15 protein-coding genes are annotated in these 20,388 nt (G+C 68.3%); 8 read left to right on the top strand and 7 right to left on the bottom strand.

Annotated elements, in window-relative coordinates; translation table 11 throughout:
* Positions 1-49: 49 nt before the first annotated feature.
* Both AC1D1G_RS26030 and AC1D1G_RS26025 read right to left on the bottom strand, forming a co-directional pair.
* Positions 50-2,272: an MMPL family transporter gene (locus AC1D1G_RS26030; RefSeq protein WP_477954235.1), complete on the bottom strand. Its 2,223-nt coding sequence runs from the start codon at positions 2,270-2,272 to the stop codon at positions 50-52.
* A gap of 83 nt (positions 2,273-2,355) precedes the next feature.
* Positions 2,356-3,891, bottom strand: a complete 1,536-nt coding sequence (locus AC1D1G_RS26025; RefSeq protein ID WP_283333946.1) for a bifunctional 3'-5' exonuclease/DNA polymerase — start codon at positions 3,889-3,891, stop codon at positions 2,356-2,358.
* Positions 3,892-4,013: 122 nt separating this feature from the next.
* Between AC1D1G_RS26025 and AC1D1G_RS26020 the strand changes: the two genes are divergently transcribed.
* Positions 4,014-4,223, top strand: a complete 210-nt coding sequence (locus tag AC1D1G_RS26020) for a hypothetical protein (protein WP_054245510.1) — start codon at positions 4,014-4,016, stop codon at positions 4,221-4,223.
* A gap of 1 nt (position 4,224) precedes the next feature.
* Here the strand turns inward: AC1D1G_RS26020 and AC1D1G_RS26015 are convergent, their stop codons facing one another.
* Complete coding sequence (locus AC1D1G_RS26015; protein WP_280780407.1) at positions 4,225-5,568, bottom strand: YhgE/Pip domain-containing protein; 1,344 nt, start codon at positions 5,566-5,568, stop codon at positions 4,225-4,227.
* A gap of 75 nt (positions 5,569-5,643) precedes the next feature.
* Positions 5,644-5,892 carry a phosphopantetheine-binding protein gene (locus AC1D1G_RS26010; RefSeq protein ID WP_037205604.1) on the bottom strand — a complete coding sequence of 83 codons (249 nt, stop codon included), beginning with the start codon at positions 5,890-5,892 and terminating at the stop codon, positions 5,644-5,646.
* A gap of 146 nt (positions 5,893-6,038) precedes the next feature.
* On the opposite strand from AC1D1G_RS26010, the gene entS reads away from it, so the two are divergent.
* Positions 6,039-7,304: an enterobactin transporter EntS gene (gene entS, locus AC1D1G_RS26005; RefSeq protein WP_283353246.1), complete on the top strand. Its 1,266-nt coding sequence runs from the start codon at positions 6,039-6,041 to the stop codon at positions 7,302-7,304.
* A 16-nt stretch (positions 7,305-7,320) separates the two neighbouring features.
* Here the strand turns inward: entS and AC1D1G_RS26000 are convergent, their stop codons facing one another.
* The 3 genes from AC1D1G_RS26000 to AC1D1G_RS25990 all read right to left on the bottom strand — a co-directional run bounded on the left by AC1D1G_RS26000 (position 7,321) and on the right by AC1D1G_RS25990 (position 16,275).
* Positions 7,321-8,385 (bottom strand): iron-siderophore ABC transporter substrate-binding protein, encoded by a 1,065-nt coding sequence (locus tag AC1D1G_RS26000; protein ID WP_477954233.1) that lies wholly within the window; start codon positions 8,383-8,385, stop codon positions 7,321-7,323.
* Positions 8,382-15,458, bottom strand: a complete 7,077-nt coding sequence (locus AC1D1G_RS25995; RefSeq protein WP_477954232.1) for an amino acid adenylation domain-containing protein — start codon at positions 15,456-15,458, stop codon at positions 8,382-8,384. The genes AC1D1G_RS26000 and AC1D1G_RS25995 overlap by 4 nt, the downstream gene beginning before the upstream one ends.
* Positions 15,459-15,627: 169 nt before the next feature.
* Positions 15,628-16,275 carry an isochorismatase family protein gene (locus AC1D1G_RS25990; RefSeq protein ID WP_477954230.1) on the bottom strand — a complete coding sequence of 216 codons (648 nt, stop codon included), beginning with the start codon at positions 16,273-16,275 and terminating at the stop codon, positions 15,628-15,630.
* A 223-nt stretch (positions 16,276-16,498) separates the two neighbouring features.
* On the opposite strand from AC1D1G_RS25990, the gene AC1D1G_RS25985 reads away from it, so the two are divergent.
* The 6 genes from AC1D1G_RS25985 to AC1D1G_RS25960 all read left to right on the top strand — a co-directional run.
* Positions 16,499-17,095 (top strand): DUF4178 domain-containing protein, encoded by a 597-nt coding sequence (locus AC1D1G_RS25985; protein WP_280780402.1) that lies wholly within the window; start codon positions 16,499-16,501, stop codon positions 17,093-17,095.
* Positions 17,092-17,595 carry a DUF2617 family protein gene (locus AC1D1G_RS25980; protein WP_105423342.1) on the top strand — a complete coding sequence of 168 codons (504 nt, stop codon included), beginning with the start codon at positions 17,092-17,094 and terminating at the stop codon, positions 17,593-17,595. The genes AC1D1G_RS25985 and AC1D1G_RS25980 overlap by 4 nt, the downstream gene beginning before the upstream one ends.
* Positions 17,583-18,005 (top strand): DUF4247 domain-containing protein, encoded by a 423-nt coding sequence (locus AC1D1G_RS25975; RefSeq protein WP_105423344.1) that lies wholly within the window; start codon positions 17,583-17,585, stop codon positions 18,003-18,005. The genes AC1D1G_RS25980 and AC1D1G_RS25975 overlap by 13 nt, the downstream gene beginning before the upstream one ends.
* 28 nt (positions 18,006-18,033) lie before the next feature.
* Positions 18,034-18,504, top strand: coding sequence for a DUF350 domain-containing protein (locus AC1D1G_RS25970; RefSeq protein WP_005251488.1), 471 nt, complete (start codon positions 18,034-18,036; stop codon positions 18,502-18,504).
* Between the two features lie 4 nt (positions 18,505-18,508).
* Positions 18,509-20,080: a polyamine aminopropyltransferase gene (locus AC1D1G_RS25965; protein ID WP_477954229.1), complete on the top strand. Its 1,572-nt coding sequence runs from the start codon at positions 18,509-18,511 to the stop codon at positions 20,078-20,080.
* Between the two features lie 101 nt (positions 20,081-20,181).
* The coding region (locus tag AC1D1G_RS25960) for a transposase (RefSeq protein ID WP_477954172.1) at positions 20,182-20,388 on the top strand (207 nt) is incomplete at its 3' end.

The raw sequence follows: 20,388 nt of genomic DNA, 5'->3' as shown, positions 1-20,388 counted from the left end.
GACCGTGGCGGGCCTACGCGCTGTTCCACCTGTGGACGGAGGAAGCCTATTAGTCCTTGGCCTTTGCCAGCGCCGACGGCCACCAGATCTTCTTGCCGATGTCGTGGGAGAGCGCCGGGACGAGGATGCTGCGCACGATGATCGTGTCGAGCAGCACGCCGAACGCGACGGCGAAGCCGACCTCGGCGAGGAACACCAGGGGCAGCACACCCAGCACCGCGAACGTCGCGGCGAGCACGACACCGGCCGACGTGATGACGCCACCGGTCACCGCCAGCCCCCGCAGCACACCGGATTTGGTGCCGTGTTCCTCGGTTTCCTCGCGGACCCGGGTCATCAGGAAGATGTTGTAATCGATGCCGAGCGCCACGAGGAACACGAACGCGAACAGGGGAAACGCCGGATCTGCGTTCGCGAAATGGAAGACGTGGGTGAAGAAGAGTCCGCACACCCCGAGGGTGGCTGCGAACGACAGGACCACGGTGGCGATGAGGATGATGGGCGTGAGCAGGGCGCGGAGCAGGAGGGCCAGCACAACGAAGATGACGACGAGAACGATCGGGATGATCAGGTTCCGGTCGTGCACCGACGCCGTCTGCACGTCGAGCGTCGTTGCCGTGCTGCCGCCGACGAGAGCATCGGCACCGGGTACGGCGTGCGCCGCGTCGCGCAGTCGCTTCACCGTCTCGAGGGCTTCCGGGGAATCGTACGAGTCGGCGAGCGTCACGTTGACGACCATGCGCCCGTCGATCGGTGCGGCCGTGAGGAAGTCGGGTGCGCACCCCTGCCCGGCGGCCGAGGCCACCGCGGCCGGGTTGGACTTGACGAGTGCAGACAGCTTCTCGACATCGACCTGCGGGCACACCGCGCCGGGATCCGTCGACACCCCGTCCACACCGCTCACGGCCGCGATGACCGCCTCCGTCTGATCGGCATTGGTGACGATGACGGCGGGCGCGCCGGCGCCCGGATCGAACTTGGAGTCGTACAACTCCTGACCGACGACGGCGTCGGGCCGGTTGGTGAAGTTCTCCGACGACGACAGTCCGTCCGTCTTCAGACTGCCGATGCCGACCAGGAACAGCACGGCCAGCAGCACCGTCGTACCGATCCAGAGGGGACGGTCCTTGCTCCCGACCTGGGCGGCGATCCTGCCCCACAGACCGTGCGTGGTGAGGTCTGCGGCCTCGTCCACCCTCGGTTTCCGCGGCCAGAACACCCACCGCCCCGCCGCGGACAGCGCGACGGGCAGGAACGTCATCATCACGAGGTACGTGCACGCGATGCCGATCGCGGCGACCGGCCCGAGACTCTTGTTGGAGTTCAGTTCGGAGAACATCAGGCACAGCAGACCGAGGATGACGGTGACCGCCGACGCCGTGATGGCGGGGGCGGATTCCTTCCACGCCTTGATCATGGCGTCGAACCGGCTGGGATAGAAGTGCAGTTCTTCCCGATATCGGGAGATCAGGAGGAGCGCATAGTCGGTGCCCGCACCGATCACGAGGACGAACAGGATGCCCTGACTCTGTCCGGTGAGGGTGAGCACCTCCGCCTTGGCGAGGAAGTAGATGACCATCGACGCCAGGCCGAGCGCGAGGAGCGCCGAGAAGAGCGGGAAGAACCACAGCACCGGGGAGCGGTAGACCACCAGCAGGATCAGGACGACCACGAGCAGCGCGGCGCCCAGCAGTGCACCGTCGAGTCCGGCGAACGCGTCGATGAACGCCACCAGCAGGCCACCGGGACCGGCAGGAAGCACCTCGAGCCCGGCGGCCGCGTTCTTCGCGGCGGTGAGGACGTTCTCCTCGGTGGCGGCGAGCACATCGCCGGCGACCGCCGTGCCGTCCTCCTTCGCGACGAGGGGAACGAAGATCGATGCCGTGGTGCCGTCCTGGGAGAACTGTGTCTGGGCCATGCCTTCGGCGTCGACTCCGTCGACTGCCGCGATGGCGTCACGCGCCTGGGCGACGGCGGCCTTGTCCTGCTCGGTGAGCGGGGAGTCGCTGTGGAACAGCACGAATCCGGGGATGGTTTCGACGGTGAGGAACTTGGACGATTCGTTGGTGACGATCGTCGATTCGGCGGAACTCGACAGGTAGGCGGCGTTGTCGTTCTTCTGGACCTCGGTGAGCTTTCCCTGGAAGGAACCCCCGAATCCACCCGCGAAGAACGCGATGATGGCGATGGCCACGATGGTGAACGCAGGCCAGCGGAATCTGCGCGGCGTCTCGCCGCTGGTGCTCGAGTCCGTCGAATCCAACTTCGTCATGGGTTCTCCTTCGCCGCCCCCGCCAGCAGTGCGTCCCAGTACACCATGTCGAGCGCACCCGCGACACCGGAAATCCGCGCGGGTCAGGCCTCGTCGGAGGTTTCGGCGTAGCAGTCCCGCACCGCCACATCCATCGGGAACCGCACCCGCGTCTCGCCGAACAGCAACCGGGTGGCTACCTCGACTGCGCCCAGAACGTGCCGCGTCGCCGAGTCGGGGTCCCGGGTATGCACCATCACCTCGTCGTGCTGGAAGAAGACGAGTTCGCTGTCCGGGTCGTCGGCCAGCCGGCGCCGCAGGTCCGCGAGCACGCACAGTGCCCACTCGGCTGCCGTGGCCTGTACCACGAAGTTTCGGGTGAACCGGCCGCGTGACCGGGCGTCGCCGTGCGACCAGAAATCGGGCGACGGGGGTGGGCACGCCCGGCCGAGCCACGAGTGCACGACCTCGCCGCGTTCACCGGCACGGGCCGCCCTTTCCACATATTCGACGGCGACGGGAAAGCGGGTGCGCAGCAGGGTGAGCAGCGAACGGGCCTCGCCCGCGGTGGCGCCGTACAGAACACCGAGGATCGCGACCTTGGCCTTGCCGCGGTCGCCGTCGAACGTCTCCGCCGCGACCGGTGCATACAGGTCGTCGGCGCCCGCCGCGGCGACCATGCGGGCGTCACCCGACATGGCGGCCAGGATGCGGGGTTCGAGTTGGCCGGCGTCGGCGATGACGAACGTATGACCCGGGTCGGCGATCACGCTCGACCGCAGCGGTTTCGGAATCTGCAGTGCGCCGCCGCCCCGGCTCGCCCAGCGGCCGGACACCACGCCGCCGGGAACGTAGACGGGCCGGAACCGGTCGTCGTGGACCCAACTGTCCAGCCACTGCCAGCCGTTCGTGCTGAACAGCTTGGACAGATCGCGGTGGCGCAGCAGCAGCGGCACGGCGGGATGATCGACCTCGCGGAGCAGGTGTTTGCGGGTCGACGCGAGTTCGATGCCCTCACGGCGAAACGCGTCGACCACCTCGACGTGGGACGCCGGGTTGATGCGACGGCCGAACGCCGACCCGATCTCCACGGTCACGTCCTGGATGCGCTGAGGCAGGTCGTACCCGGCAGGCCGCGGCCCGAGCGCCGCCTCGAGGAAGGCGCGATGGGTACGGGTGGAGAACGGCAGGCCGTCGACACTCATCTCCGCGGCGGCCAGCGCGCCCGCGGACTCGGCCGCCACCAGCAGGTCGAGCCGTGCATCGTCACCGATCGTCTTCCGCTGTTCCGCGAAGTCCGCCACCACTTGCGCCGGATCCGTGGTGGGTGCGGTCTCGAACAGTCCGGGGCGTTCGTCGACGGGTTCGTCCGGCGGCGGCGCGGGAACACCGTCGCGCATGCTGAGGATGGCGTGGGTGAGCGCGAGGTCCTGGCAGCGCTGCACCCGCACCCCCGCCTTCAGCAGCGCCGGATAGACGGCCGCGGTACTCGTCCAGACCCAGCGGGGGTGTTCGGTCGCCTCGATGTCGCGGACCGCGGCCACGGCGTCGGAGTGTCGACGTGGGGACTCGACCGGAACGCCCGTGGGATCGGTGCGAACGGTCGTCGCGCCACCGTCGGCATCGGGAACCAGGACCATTCTCACGGGCCCAGTCTGCTCTGCGTCACCGACAGTCGATAATCCGCCGCCGGACGAGGGCAAATCCGCAGGTCGGCACTACACTGAACGCAGACGCTTCTCGCCGGAAGGAGGGGCATCCGATGGCAACCATCGAAGAGTTCGAGCAGACGGTGACCGACAAGGTGATCGCCGGACTGCACGACAAGTTCGCCGACTACGAGCGCCGCGGAGTCGGACTCGCCGAACTCGGCGACCCCGATCGGTTCGTCGAACGGATCCTGGCGGCAGTGCCCGCCCCGCATCCCTGGTACGAACAGTTCGGCGCGGCCTGGTCGTCCGCGCCCGCGTGACTCACGCCCCGGCTGCGTCCACCGGTTCGGGTTCGGTCTGCGCCTTGTGGCGGCGATGCAAGCCCTTGCGGTCGTAGAACCGGGTGATGACGGCACCGAAGACGAGGCCGATGAGGAGGCCGGCGAGGGTCATCCACACGGCGTGGATGAGCCCCGCGTCGCCCGCCGCCCCGAAGAACATGATGGCGCGCACCCCGATGTAGATCTGGTGCATCGGTTCGAACTCACCGAGCCAGGTGTACAGGCGCGGCGCCGCCTCGAGCGGGATCGTGCCGCCCGACGAAGGCAGCGCCAGGACGACGAACACCAGCAGGTTGATGAGCAGGCCCAGGTTGCCGAACGCGGCCATCACGGACATCGCCGTGATCCCGACCGCGGCGATCGCGAAGGCGCCGTATTCCCACAGGGCGAGCGGGTCGGTGATCGGCAGGCCGAGGGCGGAGCTGATCCACAGGTACAGACCCGACACGATCATCGCCAGCACAACCATCACCGCCCACTTGATGAGCAGGGTGTTGAACCGTGAGATCGGGACCGCCTCGTTGTGGAGGTACAGCGGCCCCACCTCGGTCGGAGTGAACCCGAGCATGCCGTCGATGAGGGTGCTCGCGATGGTCGCACCGGTGAAACCGGCCAGGACGATCAGGAGCGCGTAGTAGAACGCCGCCAAGCCGAAACCGGTGCCGTCGGGCAGCGGGTTGTGGGCCACGACCCGCACGTCGATGGGGTCGTCGAGGACGAGCCGGCTGGCGCCCGACAGCTGGAGGTCGGGGGCTGTCGCCTGGAGTTGCTGCGTCACCTGGGTGGTGAGCTGCTCGCCCATCGTCTGATTGGCCTTGTCCAACGCCATCTCCCCGATGTTCTGGACGAGGTTCGCGCTGATCGTGCCGGCGCGGGGGTTCGTGTAGATCGTGATCACCGGACGTTCGACGTCTCCGGGAATCACGCCGGCCTGGGCGAGGATGAAGGTGCGCTTCGTGAAGTCGCTCGGTATGACGATCGCACCGTAGATTTCCCCGTTGTCCAGTGCGGACTGGGCCTGCGCGATCCCGATCTGCCGAAGTTCGACCTTGTTCGGATCGACACCCTCGACGAGCCCGGCGGTGATCTGGTCGCCGAAATTCTGCTGCTGCGGCGGGTTGGAATTGGGCGTGGTGTCGCCCTCGTCCTGATTGACGAGCGCGATGGGGAAGTGGTTGAGGTGTGTGGTGGGGTTGAGCATCCCACCCATGTACAGCGCGGCCAGCAGGGACATGACGACGGAGACGAGGAGCAGGGGAGCGATCCAGAACCGTGGTGTCCGGAGCACGCTCATCCTGCCTGCACCGCTGGTTTCGTGAGCCATGTCCCCTCGCATCCTCCCGTGTCCGGGCCGACCCTGGGATCGACCAGCCGGATCAAGAGTAGGTGGTGGGACCGCTCAGCGTGCTGCCGTCACCTCGAACCAGGCGTCGAGTGTCGGCTCGCCGACGAGGTCCACGAGATCCACCTGCACACCGTCCGCCCGCCATCGTTCGACCAGCGCCATCACGCGCACGGAGTCCATCCCCTCGTCGAGGAGGTTCGCGGAATCGTCGATCTCGGCGACCGGGACGTCGAGCACGTCGGCTACGTCGGCGCGGATTCGGTCGCGGGTCGGAACTGTGCTGGGAGCGGAACTCACTATCATCCTCCGGTGCGTCGGTCGAACCACGGCCCGTTGAGCCGGTTCGACGACATGGGGTAGGTTGCTGGGTTAGTGAAGCCTAAGCATAGTTGCTCTCCGCGCGAACGGCGAAACGGAGAGCTGTTGCAACCGAATGTGAATGGATGACAATGGCTGGATTATCGCGATACGCAATCGACTTGACGCCTCTACGGACGAGTCGCGAGTTCCGATACATCTTCATTGCCCGCACGATCTCCATCTTCGGTCTGGGTCTGCTGCTGGTGGCGGTGCCGCTGCAGGTGTACGACATGACGAATTCCACACTGGCAGTGGGCGCGGCGAGCATCGTCGTGGGCTCCTCGGTGTTCATCGGCACCCTGTTCGGCGGCGTGATCGCCGACAGGTACGACCGCAGGCCGGTCATCTCCCTCGCCCGTGCCGCAGCGGGCCTGGCCTTCGCGATCCTCGCGGTCAACGCGTTCCTCCCCACACCCCAGTTGTGGATCATCTACCTGTGTGGCGTGATCGAGGGCCTTGCCGGTGGCATCTCCGCGACCGCGCTGATGGCGGTGATCCCGTCGCTGCTCCCCAAGGACAAGATGGCCGCCGCCGGTGCCCTGATGACCGTGATGGCCGACCTCGGCACGGTCGCGTCGCCTGCCATCGGCGGTGTGATCATCGCGGCGACATCCGTGGGCACCAACTACGTTCTGGCCGCGGTGTCCTCGGGAATCACCGCGTACTGCATCGCCAGGCTGCCCTCGCTGCCGCCGCCGGTCAAGAACACCGAGAGTCCGTTGCGGTCGATCGCCAGCGGCTTCACCTATGCCGCCAAGGACTCCGTGGTCGGCGGTACGCTGCTGGTCGGGTTCTGCGCCATGATGCTGACCGGCTGGAACGTGCTGCTGCCCGCCTACGCGAGCCAGGTTCTCCATGCCGGACCGGCGGCCACCGGACTGCTCTACAGCGCCCCCGCCGTCGGCGCCCTTACCGGATCACTCACGAGTGGCTGGACGGGAACTGCTCGTCGCGGTGGCCTGATCGTGTTCCTCGCGGCCGTGATCGCATCGGCCGGGCTGATCGGCGCCGGCGCCGTCCCGATGATCGCGGTCACGTTCCTCGGGCTCGCCGCACACGGATTCGGCCGCGTCCTCGGTGACATCCTCCGGTACGCGGTCATCCAGACCGAGACGCCCGAGGAATACCGCGGACGCGTCGCCGGTGTGTGGGGCGCCCAGATCTCCACGGGCTCGGCTGCCGGAGCGCTCGTCGCCGGCGCCGTCGGCGCCGCGGTGGGTCCGCGTGAGGCGTTCCTCCTCTACGGGGCGGGCGGCATCGTGGTGCTTGCGGTTCTCGCACTGACCTTGAAGGGGTTGCGCACGTACAGCAGTGCCGCTGCCGAGGAGGACGACCTCTCGGCAGCGGCACAGTGACGCGTTCAGGTGGGAACTAGCTGGCCTGAGCGTTGTTCGCGGCCTGCGACAGCTGCGGGAGCAGCTTGTCCAGCAGCCACGGCATGCTGAGCACGTTCGGCGAGCTCGACGCGAACACCAGCGGCGGATCGGTCAGACCCACGTAGGAGTTGTCGCGCACGGCCTTCATCCCGGCGAACAGCGGGTTCGACTGGACCTCGTTCTGCAGCTCGGGCGACAGGTACCACGCGAGCAGCACGTCCGGGTTGTACGTCGGCAGCAGTTCCAGGCTGACGGGAGCCGCGAACTTGGTCTGGTCACTGCTCTCGCGCAACTGCTGGGCGAGCGGGTCGACCGTGAAACCGAGGCTGGCCAGCATCTTCAGGCGAGGATCGGTGTCGAAGTAGAAGTTGTACGATCCCGGCTCGGTGCCGCTCCCGAATGCCACCGTCTTCCCGGCGAACTCGGGGTGCTGCGACTTCGCCTGCGCGAGGGTGTCCTGAGTCCGGGTCACCAGTGTCTCGGCCTGTGCCGACCGGCCGAGGGCCTTGCCGACGGTGGTGATCTGGTCTTCCCAGCTGGTGGCCCAGCGACGCTCCGGGTACGCCACGGTGGGGGCGATGGCCGACAGCTTGTCGTACTGCTCCTGGTTCACGCCCGAGTGCACGGCCAGGATCACGTCGGGGGCGAGTGCTGCGATCTGCTCGTACGGCATCTCCTTGCTCGACGCCGTCAGCAACGTGGGTTCCGCGTTCGGGTCGAGCTCTTCGAGCTTCGCCCGCGACCACGGCAGCAGGCCGTCGTCGGTTCCCGTGTCCGACTTCATGTTCTGCACGGCGACGGGCACGACGCCGAGCGACAGTGCCGCGTCCTCGCTGCCCCAGCCGATCGTGACGACGCGTTCCGGTGCCTCCGTGATCTCGGCGGTACCGAGCGCCGACGGAATCGACACGGGGAAGGCCGACGCGTCGGCCTGTCCGGTGGCGGATCCCGCCGCGTCGGTCGAGTCGGAAGTCGACTYGCTGCAGGCACCCGCGAACAGCGCGGTTGCCGCCATCATCACGATTCCGGCTCTACGCCAGTATCTTCCGGACGTTTTCATCGATCTCCCTGTTCTGTGTTGGTGGGGTTCATGTGCGAGCCGAACGAGGCGAGGGCCTCGTTCACGACGGAGCCGACTTCGCCGATCCAGCGGGGCTGGGTCATGTCCTTGTGCTCGCAGTCGAGGTCGTGGTTGACGATGGTGCCGGTCAGGTAGGGCCGCCACAAGTCGTACGTCGCCGCGGTCGCAGGATTCCTGGCCGCAGTGAAGAAGAGCATGTCGGAGTCCACGACGATCTGTGAGGGTTCGGATTCGAGGCGCACGGCGTTCGCGAAGTTGTCGATCATCGCGGCCGGTGTGTGCTCGTTGATCCCGGCGAGCGCACTGCCCTCGCCGCGCAGGATGTCGATCACCTGCTGCCGGTCGAGTCCGTCCTCCAGGAGCGGTTCCGGGTCGTAGCCGACCATGTAGAGCAGCGCGGCGAGCGCGTCCTGCTCCGTCGGCATCGAGGCCCACGCGTCCGACGGGAAGGAGTCGAGCATGACGAGCATGCCGAGTTCCTCACCCTGGTTCTGCAGTGCACCGGCGATGGCGTGCGCGACGACGCCGCCCAGCGACCATCCGAGGAGGTGGTAGGGGCCCTTCGGCTGCACGGTCCGCATGTGCTCGATGTATTCGGCGGCCATGTCCTCGAGCGTTTCCGGCGGCCGCTTGGACGTCGACAGGTTGGAGGCCTGCACGCCGTACAGCGGGTAGTCGTCGTCGATGTGCCGCAACAGGCCCGAGTAACCCCAGCTGATTCCGCCGGCGGGGTGGAAGCAGAACACCGGTGGCTTGGACCCCTCGGTGCGGAACGGCAGGAGGACGGCCAGCGCGTCGGCGTCGTGATCGTCGTCGAGACGGCCCGCCAGCTGGGCCACGGTCGGCGCCGCGAACAGCGAGGCCACCGTCGCGGTCACGGACAGCCGCTTCGAGATCGCACTCATCAATCCGGCCGCCATCAGCGAGTGGCCGCCGAGGTCGAAGAAGCTGTCGTCGATGCCGACCCGCTCGATACCGAGAGCCTCGGCGAACAACTGGCACAGCACCTCTTCGCGCGCCGTGCGCGGACCCCGCTCGGACACCTGCAGTGACAGGTGCGGAACGGGAAGCGACGACTGGTCGAGCTTGCCGTTGGGGAGGGTGGGGAACTCGTCGACGGCGATGAACGCGGCCGGGATCATGTAGTCCGGCAGCCTGCTGGCGGCGCGGCGGTGCAACTGGTCGGGGTCGATCCGGCGGCCCGGCACCGACGTGGCGTACGCGACGAGCCGCTGATCGCCCGGGCGGTCCTCGCGGACCACGACGACGATGTGCTCGACGTCCGGGTCACCGGACAGCACGGCCTCGATCTCGTTGAGTTCGATGCGGAATCCGCGCACCTTGACCTGCGAGTCGGCGCGGCCGGTGAAGTAGATCTGACCGTCCCTGCCCCACCACACCACATCCGACGTCCGATACATGCGCCTGCCCGGCTCCGCGAACGGGTCGGCGATGAAACGTTCCGCCGTCTTGGGGCTCTGATTGCGGTATCCCCGGGTGACGCTGTCGCCCGCGAGATACAGCTCGCCGGACACGCCCGGAGGCACCGGCCGCAGCGCGTGGTCCAGGACGTACGCGTGCTTGCCGGGATCGACGACGCCGATGGGGACCGGACCTTCGTGTCCCGGTTCGACGAGGGCCAGGGTGGCGTTGACCGTGCACTCGGTGGGTCCGTACGCGTTGAACAACCGGCGTCCGGGTGCGTACCGCTCGATCAGCTGGGGTGTGAGCTTCTCGGCGCCGAGCATCAGGTCGACGCCGTCCGGGATGGGATGCTCCGGCGGGAACGCGGCGGCGAAAGACGGTGGTACGCCGACGAAGTTCACGTCGTGTTCGTTGATGACGCGGGCGAGCGGCTCACCGGGGATGCGGTCGGCGTCCGTCGCGACCACCAGCGTTCCGCCCGAGAGCACACCCCACATGATCTGCCAGAACGCGAGGTCGAAGCTGATGGACGAGAAGTGGAGCGCCCGAGTGGTGTGGTCCATGCCGATCACGTCCGACTGCAGCGACAGCAGATCCGCGATGCCCAGGTGGGGGACGACGACGCCCTTCGGCACCCCCGTCGATCCGGACGTGTAGACGAGATACGCGGCGTCGTTGAGTTGCAGTGGCCTGCTCCGCTCGGCGTCCGTGGGGGCGGTGACCGGCTGGGTGTCGATCAGGGCCTGCAGGTCCGGATCGTCCAGGTCGAGAATGGGCACGTCGGTGCCCAGCGGGGTGCGGTCGGGCACGCCGACGGAGGACGTGAGGATCGCGACCGGTGCGCCGTCGGCGAGCATGTGCGCGATCCGGTCGGCCGGGTACGTGGGGTCGACGGGAAGGTACGCGGCACCGCTCTTCAGCACGGCGAGAACACTGATGATCAGCTCGGCGGAGCGGTCGAGTGCGAGCGCGACCACGTCACCGGGGCCGGCGCCACGCGAGATCAGCAGATGGGCAATCCGGTTCGCCCGTTCGTCGAGCTGCCGGTAGGTGAGGGAGACCGCGGGCCGCACGCTCGCACCGACGGCGAGGGCCTCGGCGTCGGGTGTCTGCGCCACCTGCGCCGAGAAGTACTCGTCGAACGTGCGGGCCGGGATGGAGTGCTCCGTGTGGGACCATTCGCCGAGCACCCGGCCCCGCTCCCGCGGGGTCAGGATGTCGAGCTGGGCGATCCGCTGCTCGTGGTTGTCGACGAGCCGCTCGATCACCACGGCGAGGCGGTCCGCGAAGGATTCGACGGTCGCGGCATCGAAGAGTTCGGTGGAGTACTCGAACGTCACGTCGACCCCGCCGCTGTCCGGACGTTCCTGGAAGCGCAGCGCCAGATCGAATTTCGCGGACGTCGCGTCGAGCATCCGCACCGAGGCGGTGGTCCCGGCGAATCGCTCCGCCGCACCGTCCTGCTTCCAGTGCGACAGCATGACCTGGAACAGGGGATGGCGGGCCGACGACCGTGGGGGATTGACGAGTTCCACGATCCGGTTGAACGGCACGTCGGCGTGGTCGACGGCGTCGAGGTCGACGGCCCTGACCCGGTCCAGCAGTTCGTCGAACGTCGGGTCGCCCGACACGTCGGTCCGCAGGACCACCGTGTTGATGAAGCAGCCCACCATGTCGTCGAGGTCGGGGTGACTGCGACCGGCGACGGGCACGCCGAGGGCGATGTCCTCGCCGGCGCCCAGCCTTTCGAGCAGCACGGCCACGGCGGCGTGGACGATCATGAAGAAGCTCGCGCGGCGCTCGGCGGCGAGCGACTCGACGGCCGCGTGCAGCGACGGCGACAACGTGCGGTGGACGCTCGCGCCGCGGTTGGTGGGCAGGGCGGGTCGGGGGCGGTCGGTGCGCCAGCCCAGTTCGAGCGGCAGACCGGCGAGTTGCTCACGCCAGTAGTCGAGTTGGCCGGTCAGCAGCGGGGTCGCGTCGTCGCCGGCGCCTATGCGTTCGCGTTGCCACACGGCGACGTCCGGGTACTGCAACGGCAGCGGCGTGAACTCCGGTGCCCGTCCGGCGCGGCGGGCGTTGTACGCGAAGGCGAGATCGCCCAGCAGTTTCGACTGCGACCACTCGTCGCCGATGATGTGGTGCATCAACAGGACCAGTGTGTGCTGCGGTTCGTACAGCACCGCGCGCAGCGGCGGCTGGTCGGTGAGCCCGAGACCCACCGTCGTCATCGCCGCGATATGTCCCTCGATGTTGCCGACGTTGTCGACTCGTTCGAGCCGAACCTTCGCATCTCCGGCGGGAAGCACGACCTGGTGGGGCACCGAGTCGACGAGGGGGAACACCGTCCGCAACGACTGATGCCGGGTCACGACGTCCGCGAGCGCCGCGGACAGGGCGTCGGGTTCGAGGCCTTCCCCGAAATCGACGGCCAGTGCCAGCAGGTACGTTCCACCGCCTGCGGCGCTGTCGAGGAACCACAGGCGTTCCTGCGCGGGTGACAACGGCACCGGCGTGCCCTCGGGGAGGTCCCGCGGGGACGGCCTGCTCGCCGGTACCTGCTCGCCGGCGTCCTCCAGTTGCGCGGCCACAGCGGCCACGGTGGGATTCTCGAAGACCGTGGCAACCCGCAGTGGCACACCCAGTTCCGCGGTGATTGCGGACACGAGAGCGGCGGCGAGGAGGGAGTTCCCGCCGAGTGCGAAGAAGTCGTCGTGGACACCGACCTGCTCGGCGCCGAGCACCGAGGTGAACAGGGGGAGGATCCGGGCTTCGGTGTCGGTCCGCGGTGTGTCGCCGGCCTGTCCGAGCCAACGGGGGGCGGGCAGCGCGTCCTTGTCGACCTTGCCGTTGTGGGTCAACGGCAAGCGGTCGAGCATCACCAGTGCGGACGGCGTCATGTACCCGGGGAGGGAGCGGACCAGGTGCGCCCGCACCTGCTCCTCGACGGCGTCGTGCTCGCCGCCCGGCCGGGGAACGACGTATCCGACGATGCGCTGGTCGCCGCCGGCCTGCTCGTGCACCGTGGCCACCGCCGCCTGCACGTCGGGCACTGCGGTCATCGCGGCGCCGATCTCGCCGAGTTCGACACGATAACCGCGCAATTGGATCTGGTCGTCGATCCGGCCGTGGTAGTGGAGCGCGCCGGTCGCGTCGTACCGTGCGAGGTCGCCGGTGCGGTACATCCGCGTCCCGCCGGGCGCGAACGGGTCGGCGACGAACCGTCCCGACGTCAGGCCGGGACGTCCGACGTAGCCCGGGGACAGTCCGGGACCGGACACGTAGATCTCGCCGGTCACGCCGGGCGGCACCGGACGCAGCCCCGGCCCGAGGACGTACGTGCGGAGGTCGCCGAGCGGAACCCCGATGTCCACCACGTCGGCGGCGGTGACCTTCGTGGCGGTGACGTGCACGGTGGTCTCGGTGATCCCGTACATGTTGACCAGTTCGGTTCCCGCATCCGGACCGGTCGCGGCGAACCAGGCGCGCAGGACGGCGGGGTCGAGAGCCTCACCGCCGAACACGACGTACCGCAGTCGCAGCCGGTCGAACGAGTCCGCGCGGACGAGGGCGTCGACGAGATGCCCGAACGCGGACGGCGTCTGGTTCAGCACCGTGACACCCTCGTCGACGAGGAGCGCGGCGAGGTCGGCCGGTGACGTGAGGGTGGCCTCGTCGACTGTGACGAGGCGGCCGCCGTGCAGCAGTGCACCCCAGATCTCCCAGACGGAGAAGTCGAACGCGTACGAGTGCAGCAGGGGCCAGCAGTCGTCCTCGGTGAACGTGAACCATTCGCGGGACACGTCGAACAGCCGCATCACGTTACGGTGCGGAATCGGAACGCCCTTGGGGACGCCGGTGGATCCGGACGTGTAGATGATGTACGCGATGTCGTCCGCCTGCACGGCGTTCTCGAGTTCGCCGGACTCGGACTGTGCCGAGTCCTCCTCGACTCGCGGGAGGTCGCCGAGCAGGTCGGCGGATCCGATTCCCAGCGACGGCTGCGCGTCCCGCAGGATGAACCGCGCGCGTTCGGCCGGGGAGGACGGATCGATCGGCAGGTAGGTCGCGCCGCTGCGGAGAATCGCGAGGACGGCGACGATCAGATCGGTGCCGCGGGGGAGGCTGACGGCCACGACCGTGCCGCGGCCGGCGCCGGCCGTCCTCAGTTGCCGGGCCAGGGCGGCGCTGCGACTCGAGAGTTCCCGGTACGACAGATCGTTCACCGCGACGCGGTCCGGGTGGGTGCGCGCCTGGGCGAGGAAGGCGGAGACGATGCTGTCCGGAAGCGCCGCTGCCGTGCCGGTGGTCCGGTCGAGGCCGGCCGCCGACCGCCACAGGTCCAGTTCGTCCGGAGCGCAGACGTCGACCACGGAGACGGGTTCTGCTGCCACGGAGATGGTTCGGAGGTAGTGCGCGAATCGGTGTGCGTGGTCCCGGATCTCGTCGTCCGTGTAGACCTCGGGATTTCCGGCCCATTCGAGGGTGAGCTCGTCCCCGGCGCCCGAGACGGAGATGACCACGTCCTCCACCGGACCGGCGGCGAGCTGATGCACCGTGCCGACGGTGGGACCGAAAGCGATTCTGGCGGCGAACGGTTTGACGTTCACCACCGCTCCGCCGGTGGCGCGGCTGCCTGCGTCCCGGACGCGCTGGAACGGACGCGTCTCGGACAGTGCGGCGGCCACTCTGCCGATCACGTCGGCGAACGTCGGTCGTGCGTCGAGCGGAATGCGGAGCGGCACAATGTTCGTGGCCGTCACTGGCGACGTCAGCTCGATCCCGTTGCGGGCGAGCACCGGCACCCGGAGCGTCACCTCCTCCGCTCCCGTGTGGGCGCCGAGGTAGGCGGCCGCGGCCGCATAGACCGCTTCCGCCCACGTGGTCGCCTGCGCGGTGGCCGCCTCGCGCAGGCTTCCCGCGACGTCGGGGTCGATCGGGATCGTGTACCGATGGGGATCGGGGACGGGCCTGCGCACGGTGTCGCTGAATCCGACCGGACGCGAGGCCGACTGCGGCGCGTTGTCCGGGGCCGCGGCATCGAATTCCTGTGCCGCCTGGACGTGCGCCCGCAGCGGCGGGAATTTGGCCGGCCGGGGTTCGGTGCCCGCGAGCCGGGCCGCGTACAGCGCCGCGACGCGGCGGGTGAGCAGCGAATATCCGTAGGCGTCGAGCAATGCGTGCGGGGCGCGGAGGTACCAGAGCACACCGGAGTCGGTCGTGATCAGTGCCGTCCGCACGAGGGGAGCGGAGTTGAGGTCGAGCGGTCGGCGCACGTCCTCGCGCATCCACTCGAGGGCAGCGGCCCGGTCGCGTTGGAGACGTTCGAGTTCGGGGGCGTTGCGACGGTCGTGCACCTGGACGACGTCGGCCGAATCGGCACCGGGTTCGGCCCCGAAGCGGACTGAGAGCACCTCGGCCTCCTCGATCACCGTGCGTACCGCCGCGGCGAGAGCGTCGATGTCGACGGGGGCGGCGACCTCCACGTACTCGGCCGTGGTGAATGCCGATCGGGTCGGGTCGAGATGGTGCCCGGCCCACAGCTCGCGCTGGGCGGCGGTCAAGCAGACGTCGGCCGTGTCCTCCCCGGTCTGCGGGGTGGACGGCGACGATATCGAAAGGGACATCTAACAGGCACTCCTGATGCTTTCGGCTTTCGGGCGTGGGGATTCCGGGCTTTCAGCTACTCAGCGTGTCAGGTTAGCCTAACCACATTGATTGTGGTCATCCGACTGCCGAGCACACCCGGCGCAGCTTCGGAACGAAGCGCTGCGCCGGAGTGTGGGCTTCGGGTACTCAGCCGACTTCGAGCGGGGAGAACGCGGAGACCAGCGCATCCGTGGTGGTCACCGAACCGCAGCGCTTCGCCGCATAGGTGAGCGCCATGAGGTGCTCGTCACGGCTGAAATCCGCGGTCGCGTCGGAGACCAGGAACGGCTGCACGTCCGACATGAACGCCTCGGCGGCACTCAGCATGCAGCCCATATGCGCGTAGACGCCCGTCACGATCAGCTGGTCGCGGCCGTGGTGGCCGAGCAACTGCCGGAGGTCGGTGCGCTGGAAGGCCGAGTACCGCCATTTGGTCACCTGGATGTCGCCCTCGCGGGGGGCGAGCGGCTCGACCACCTCGGTGTCCCGGCCCGACGTCAATCCGGGGCCCCAGAAGTCGGCGAGGATGCCGCGGCGCGACGGGTGCTGGTCGCCCGGCTGCATCGTGTAGATCACGGGAATCCCGGCTTCCGAGCACAGTTCGCGAATCCGGACCATGTTCGCCATCGCAGTCGACATCGGCTCCGCACGCACGTCGTACGCGTCGATGAAGTAGTTCTGCATGTCGTGGACCAGCAGTGCGGAACGCCGGGGGTCGAGGCGCCAGGACACCTTCGATTCGGGGACCTCGTGGATCGCCGGGATCGTGTAGGTCGAAATGGGCGGGATGGCCATATGGTTCCTCACTGTCGGTCTTGTCGACGTCTGGGCGTATGCCGCACGAATTTCGGTGAACGACAGCGCTCCGCTCCACCGCTCGCGCGTTCGGTTAGGCTAGCCTTTGCTACCAGGCTCTGCAATCGCCAGGTGTGTGGGTGCGCGGCGCACAGTAAGGTGACTGAGCGGTGGGGGCCGGGCACGGGCCTCCCGTGCCGGAGCCGCTGACCAGGAGAGACTGTTGACCACGCTGCTGTTACTGCTGCTGATCGTCGTCGTGATCGTGGGCATCGTGCTGATCCTGCGGAATCGGACCGGGAAGAAGACCACTCCTGCTGCCAGGGTCGATCCGCTCGCCGACTACCCGGAGGTCTACGACCCGTACAAGATCGGAGTCGGCGACATCATCACGTACGCCGGAATCGATCACGTCGTGCGCGGCACCATCACCCTCGACGAAGAGGGATACATCTGGCACGAACACCTCCTCGACGGGTCCACCGGTCAGCGATGGCTGACCGTCGAGAACGACGAGGGCAACCTCGACATGACGCTGTGGATGCGCCGCGAGGGCACGGGGCTCGAACCGAACGGTGACGTGATCCTCGACGACAGGGTGCACCGGCAGATCGAGCGCGGCACCGCCTCGTTCACCGCGGAAGGCACCACCGGAACCGCACCCCAGGGCATCGTCGACTACGCCGACTACGAGACGGCCGACAAGACCGGCCTGCTGTCCTTCGAGCGCTGGGCGCGGACGCAGTCGTGGGAGGTCTCCACGGGCCGCGCCGTCACGCGGGGYGAACTCACCGTGATCCACTCCGGTCCGCCGCAGTGACACTGCACGTCCTCGACATCGAGTCGCGTGATGTGACGGCAGAGGCACTCGGTCTCGTCGTTAATGCCGAAACACCGCTTCCGCTGGCCGAACTCACCATCACGCACGGTGACGACCGAGTGACGCTCGCAGTTCTCGGGGCGTCGCACGCGGTGACGGCGTCCGCGGCGGGCAGCCGAATCACCGAACAGGTCTCGTGCGACGCGGTCCAGGCAGGTGGCAGGCCGTTGCCCGTATCCGACAGCGCGAGCGGGTACCGGTTCGACTCGACCACCGACACCGTCGACCGCACCCACCTCGAGCAGACCGCCGACTGGCTGCGGCGCCAGGCCACCGAGGTGGACGGGTGGATCTGCGGGGCGTTCCCCGGTGACCACACCGCGCTGACCGCGCTCACGGCGGCCAAAGATTCGGGCGGATGGGTCTGGCAGACCTGGCATCTGTACCCAGGAGACAAAGGCGGGGTGATCGTGAAAACTCGAAGCAGGTGGCAGCCGTGAGCCGGTTCAGTGCGCGCGTGCGGCTCGTCCCGATGCTGCTCCTGGTGTTGGCCGCGACCGCGTGCGGCGGCGGCGTCCGCGACTACATCGCCGACACCTACGCCCTGCAGAACACCGCGGGCGACGCGAAGACGTACACGTCGAACGACCCCGTGGGGACGACCGTCTCGAACATCGTCGCCGAAGAGGACCCGGCGGCGCGGAAGGCCGACGGCGGCAGCGAATACCTGCGCTACGACGACGACATCGTCACGGTCAGCGCCGGGCCGGGTGGCGGCAGCCTCGTCCGCGTCGAAGACATCGACGGCCGGTACAGGAGTGGCGGGTTCGCCTATCTGGGGCCCGGTTTCAACCCCGGTTCACCGGCAGGCGGCGCCAGCGGCAGCGGCGGATCCGGGAGCGCGAAATGACAGAGAACACTCGACTGGGGAGAAGCGCGTGAACACCACCTACACGGCGGCAGCAACGGAAATCGGCAGCGTCGACGTCGGGCTGCTCGCCGTCGGCATGCTCGGCACCCTGGCGTACTTCGTCATCGGCATCGCCGTCCTCGGAGTCGGCTTCGCGGTACTCGACCTCGCCACCCCCGGCAATCTCCGGCACCAGGTGTACGTCGACAAGAACCCCAACGCGGCAATCCTGCTGGCGTCGAACCATCTCGCCCTCGCCGTCGTCGTGGTCACGGCGATCCTCACCAGCTCCGACGGATTCGCGCAGGGACTCGCCGACTCCGCGGTCTACGGCCTCTTCGGTGTGCTGCTGCAGGTCATCGCGCTGCGCCTGATGAATCTGCTGCTGCCGGGACAACTCGTCGGTCTGGTCGGGAACCCGCAGATGTGCGGTGCCGCATGGGCGGTCGGTGCGAGCCTCTTCGCCATCGGCCTCGTGAACGCCGCCGCACTCACCTGATCTCGTGACGACCACCGCGGCAGAGCCGAATACCTCCACCACCCGCGCGCTCGGTGGGCGGGCCAGGGCGTTCCTGCTCGCCGCGGTGGCAGCCTGTGCGGCGTGCGGGCTGATCTACGAACTGGCACTGCTGACACTGTCGGTCAGTCTGACCGGCGGCGGGATCACCCAGACGTCGCTGATCGTTGCGGGTTTCGTGGCCGCACTCGGAGTGGGGGCCCTCGCCGCCAAGCCGCTGCTCTCCACCGCGGCCGCGTCGTTCGTGGTCGTCGAGATCGTCCTCGGACTCGTCGGCGGGTTCAGCGCGGTGACGCTGTACGTCACCTTTACGTTCTTCGGTTCCAGCGCAATCGTTCTGGTGCTCGCCACCGCACTGATCGGTGTGCTGGTGGGCGCCGAGGTGCCGCTGCTGATGACGCTGCTGCAGTCCGGGCGAAGCGACACCGACGCCGAGAGTACCGGAAAAGTGCTGGCAAACCTCAACGCCGCCGACTACGCAGGCGCCCTGGTCGGTGGCCTGCTCTGGCCGTTCGTCCTGCTGCCGACAGCCGGGATGATCCGCGGCGCCGCCATCACCGGCATCATCAACCTCGTTGCCGCCGCGGTGGTGGCGCTGATCCTGCTGCGGTGGCAGCTGAGCCTGCGCACCCGGTTGCTCGCCGTCGTGGCAATGCTCGTCGCCGCCGCATGCATCGCGGTGCTGCTGGTGCGCGCCGACGGCATCGAGACCACGTCGCGGCAACGGCTCTACACCGACCCGGTGGTCGCCGCGGAAAGGTCGCAGTACCAGGAGATCGTGGTCACCGAGCGCGGGGGAGACGTGCGCCTCTTCCTCGACGGCGACCTCCAGTTCTCCAGCATCGACGAACATCGGTACACCGAATCGCTGGTGTACCCCGCGATGGCCGCCGACCCGAAACGGGTGCTGATCCTCGGCGGGGGCGACGGCCTCGCCGCCCGGGAGGTTCTGCGACTGCCCGGGGTCGAGGAGATCGTGCAGGTGGAACTCGACCCTGCGGTCGTCGAACTCGCGAACACCCGGCTGTCCGGGCTGAATCAGGGAGCACTGCAGGACCCGCGCGTGCACGTCGTCCTCGACGACGCGTTCCGGTGGCTACGCGACGCACCCGATTCGGGTTTCGACGCCGTCATCGTGGACCTCCCTGACCCGGACACCCCGGCGCTCGGACGCCTGTATTCCACCGAGTTCTACGGTCTCGCCGCCGCCGCCCTGAATCCCGGCGGACTGATGGTGGTGCAGTCGGGAAGCCCCTATTCGACGCCGGACGCGTACTGGCGCACCACGTCGACGGTCGCGTCCGCGGGTCTGGCCGTCACGCCGTACCACGTGCTGGTGCCGAGTTTCGGGGACTGGGGTTACGTCCTCGCCCGGCGGGGACCCGAACCGCCGGCCCTGCGCCTACCCCGCGACGTCCCCGAACTGCGCTTCCTCGACGAGCCGACCCTCGCCGCGTCCGCGATCTTCCCGCGCGACCGTCCCCGCCGCGAACTCGAGCCCTCCACCCTCGACCGCCCGCGCATCGTCGACGACATGCGGAAGGGCTACGAGCGCTGACGCGCCCGTGAGTACTTATTAACCGCCGGGGGGCTGTTTCAAATTTCCGGGTCGGGGTCTCCGCGTGCCGCGGCGCCCCGACCTGATGTTTCTTGGATAATGTGTTGGTGGCCAAGGGGTATCGACCGGTGAATCGTGATCAGCAGTTTTTGTTGCCACCGGACATGCGGGAGTGGGTGCCGCCCACGCATCCGGTGTGGACGGTGATCGAGATCGTCGACACCCATCTCGACACCAGCGCTTTTCACGGCTCTCGCCGCACCGGGGGTGCCGGGCGGGCCGGGTACGACCCGGACATGCTGGTGACC

The sequence above is a fragment of the Rhodococcus sp. P3_B8 genome, assembly GCF_056402775.1.
The sequence above is the reverse complement of the archived record's forward strand: the minus strand, read 5'-3'. Positions and strand labels throughout refer to the sequence as shown.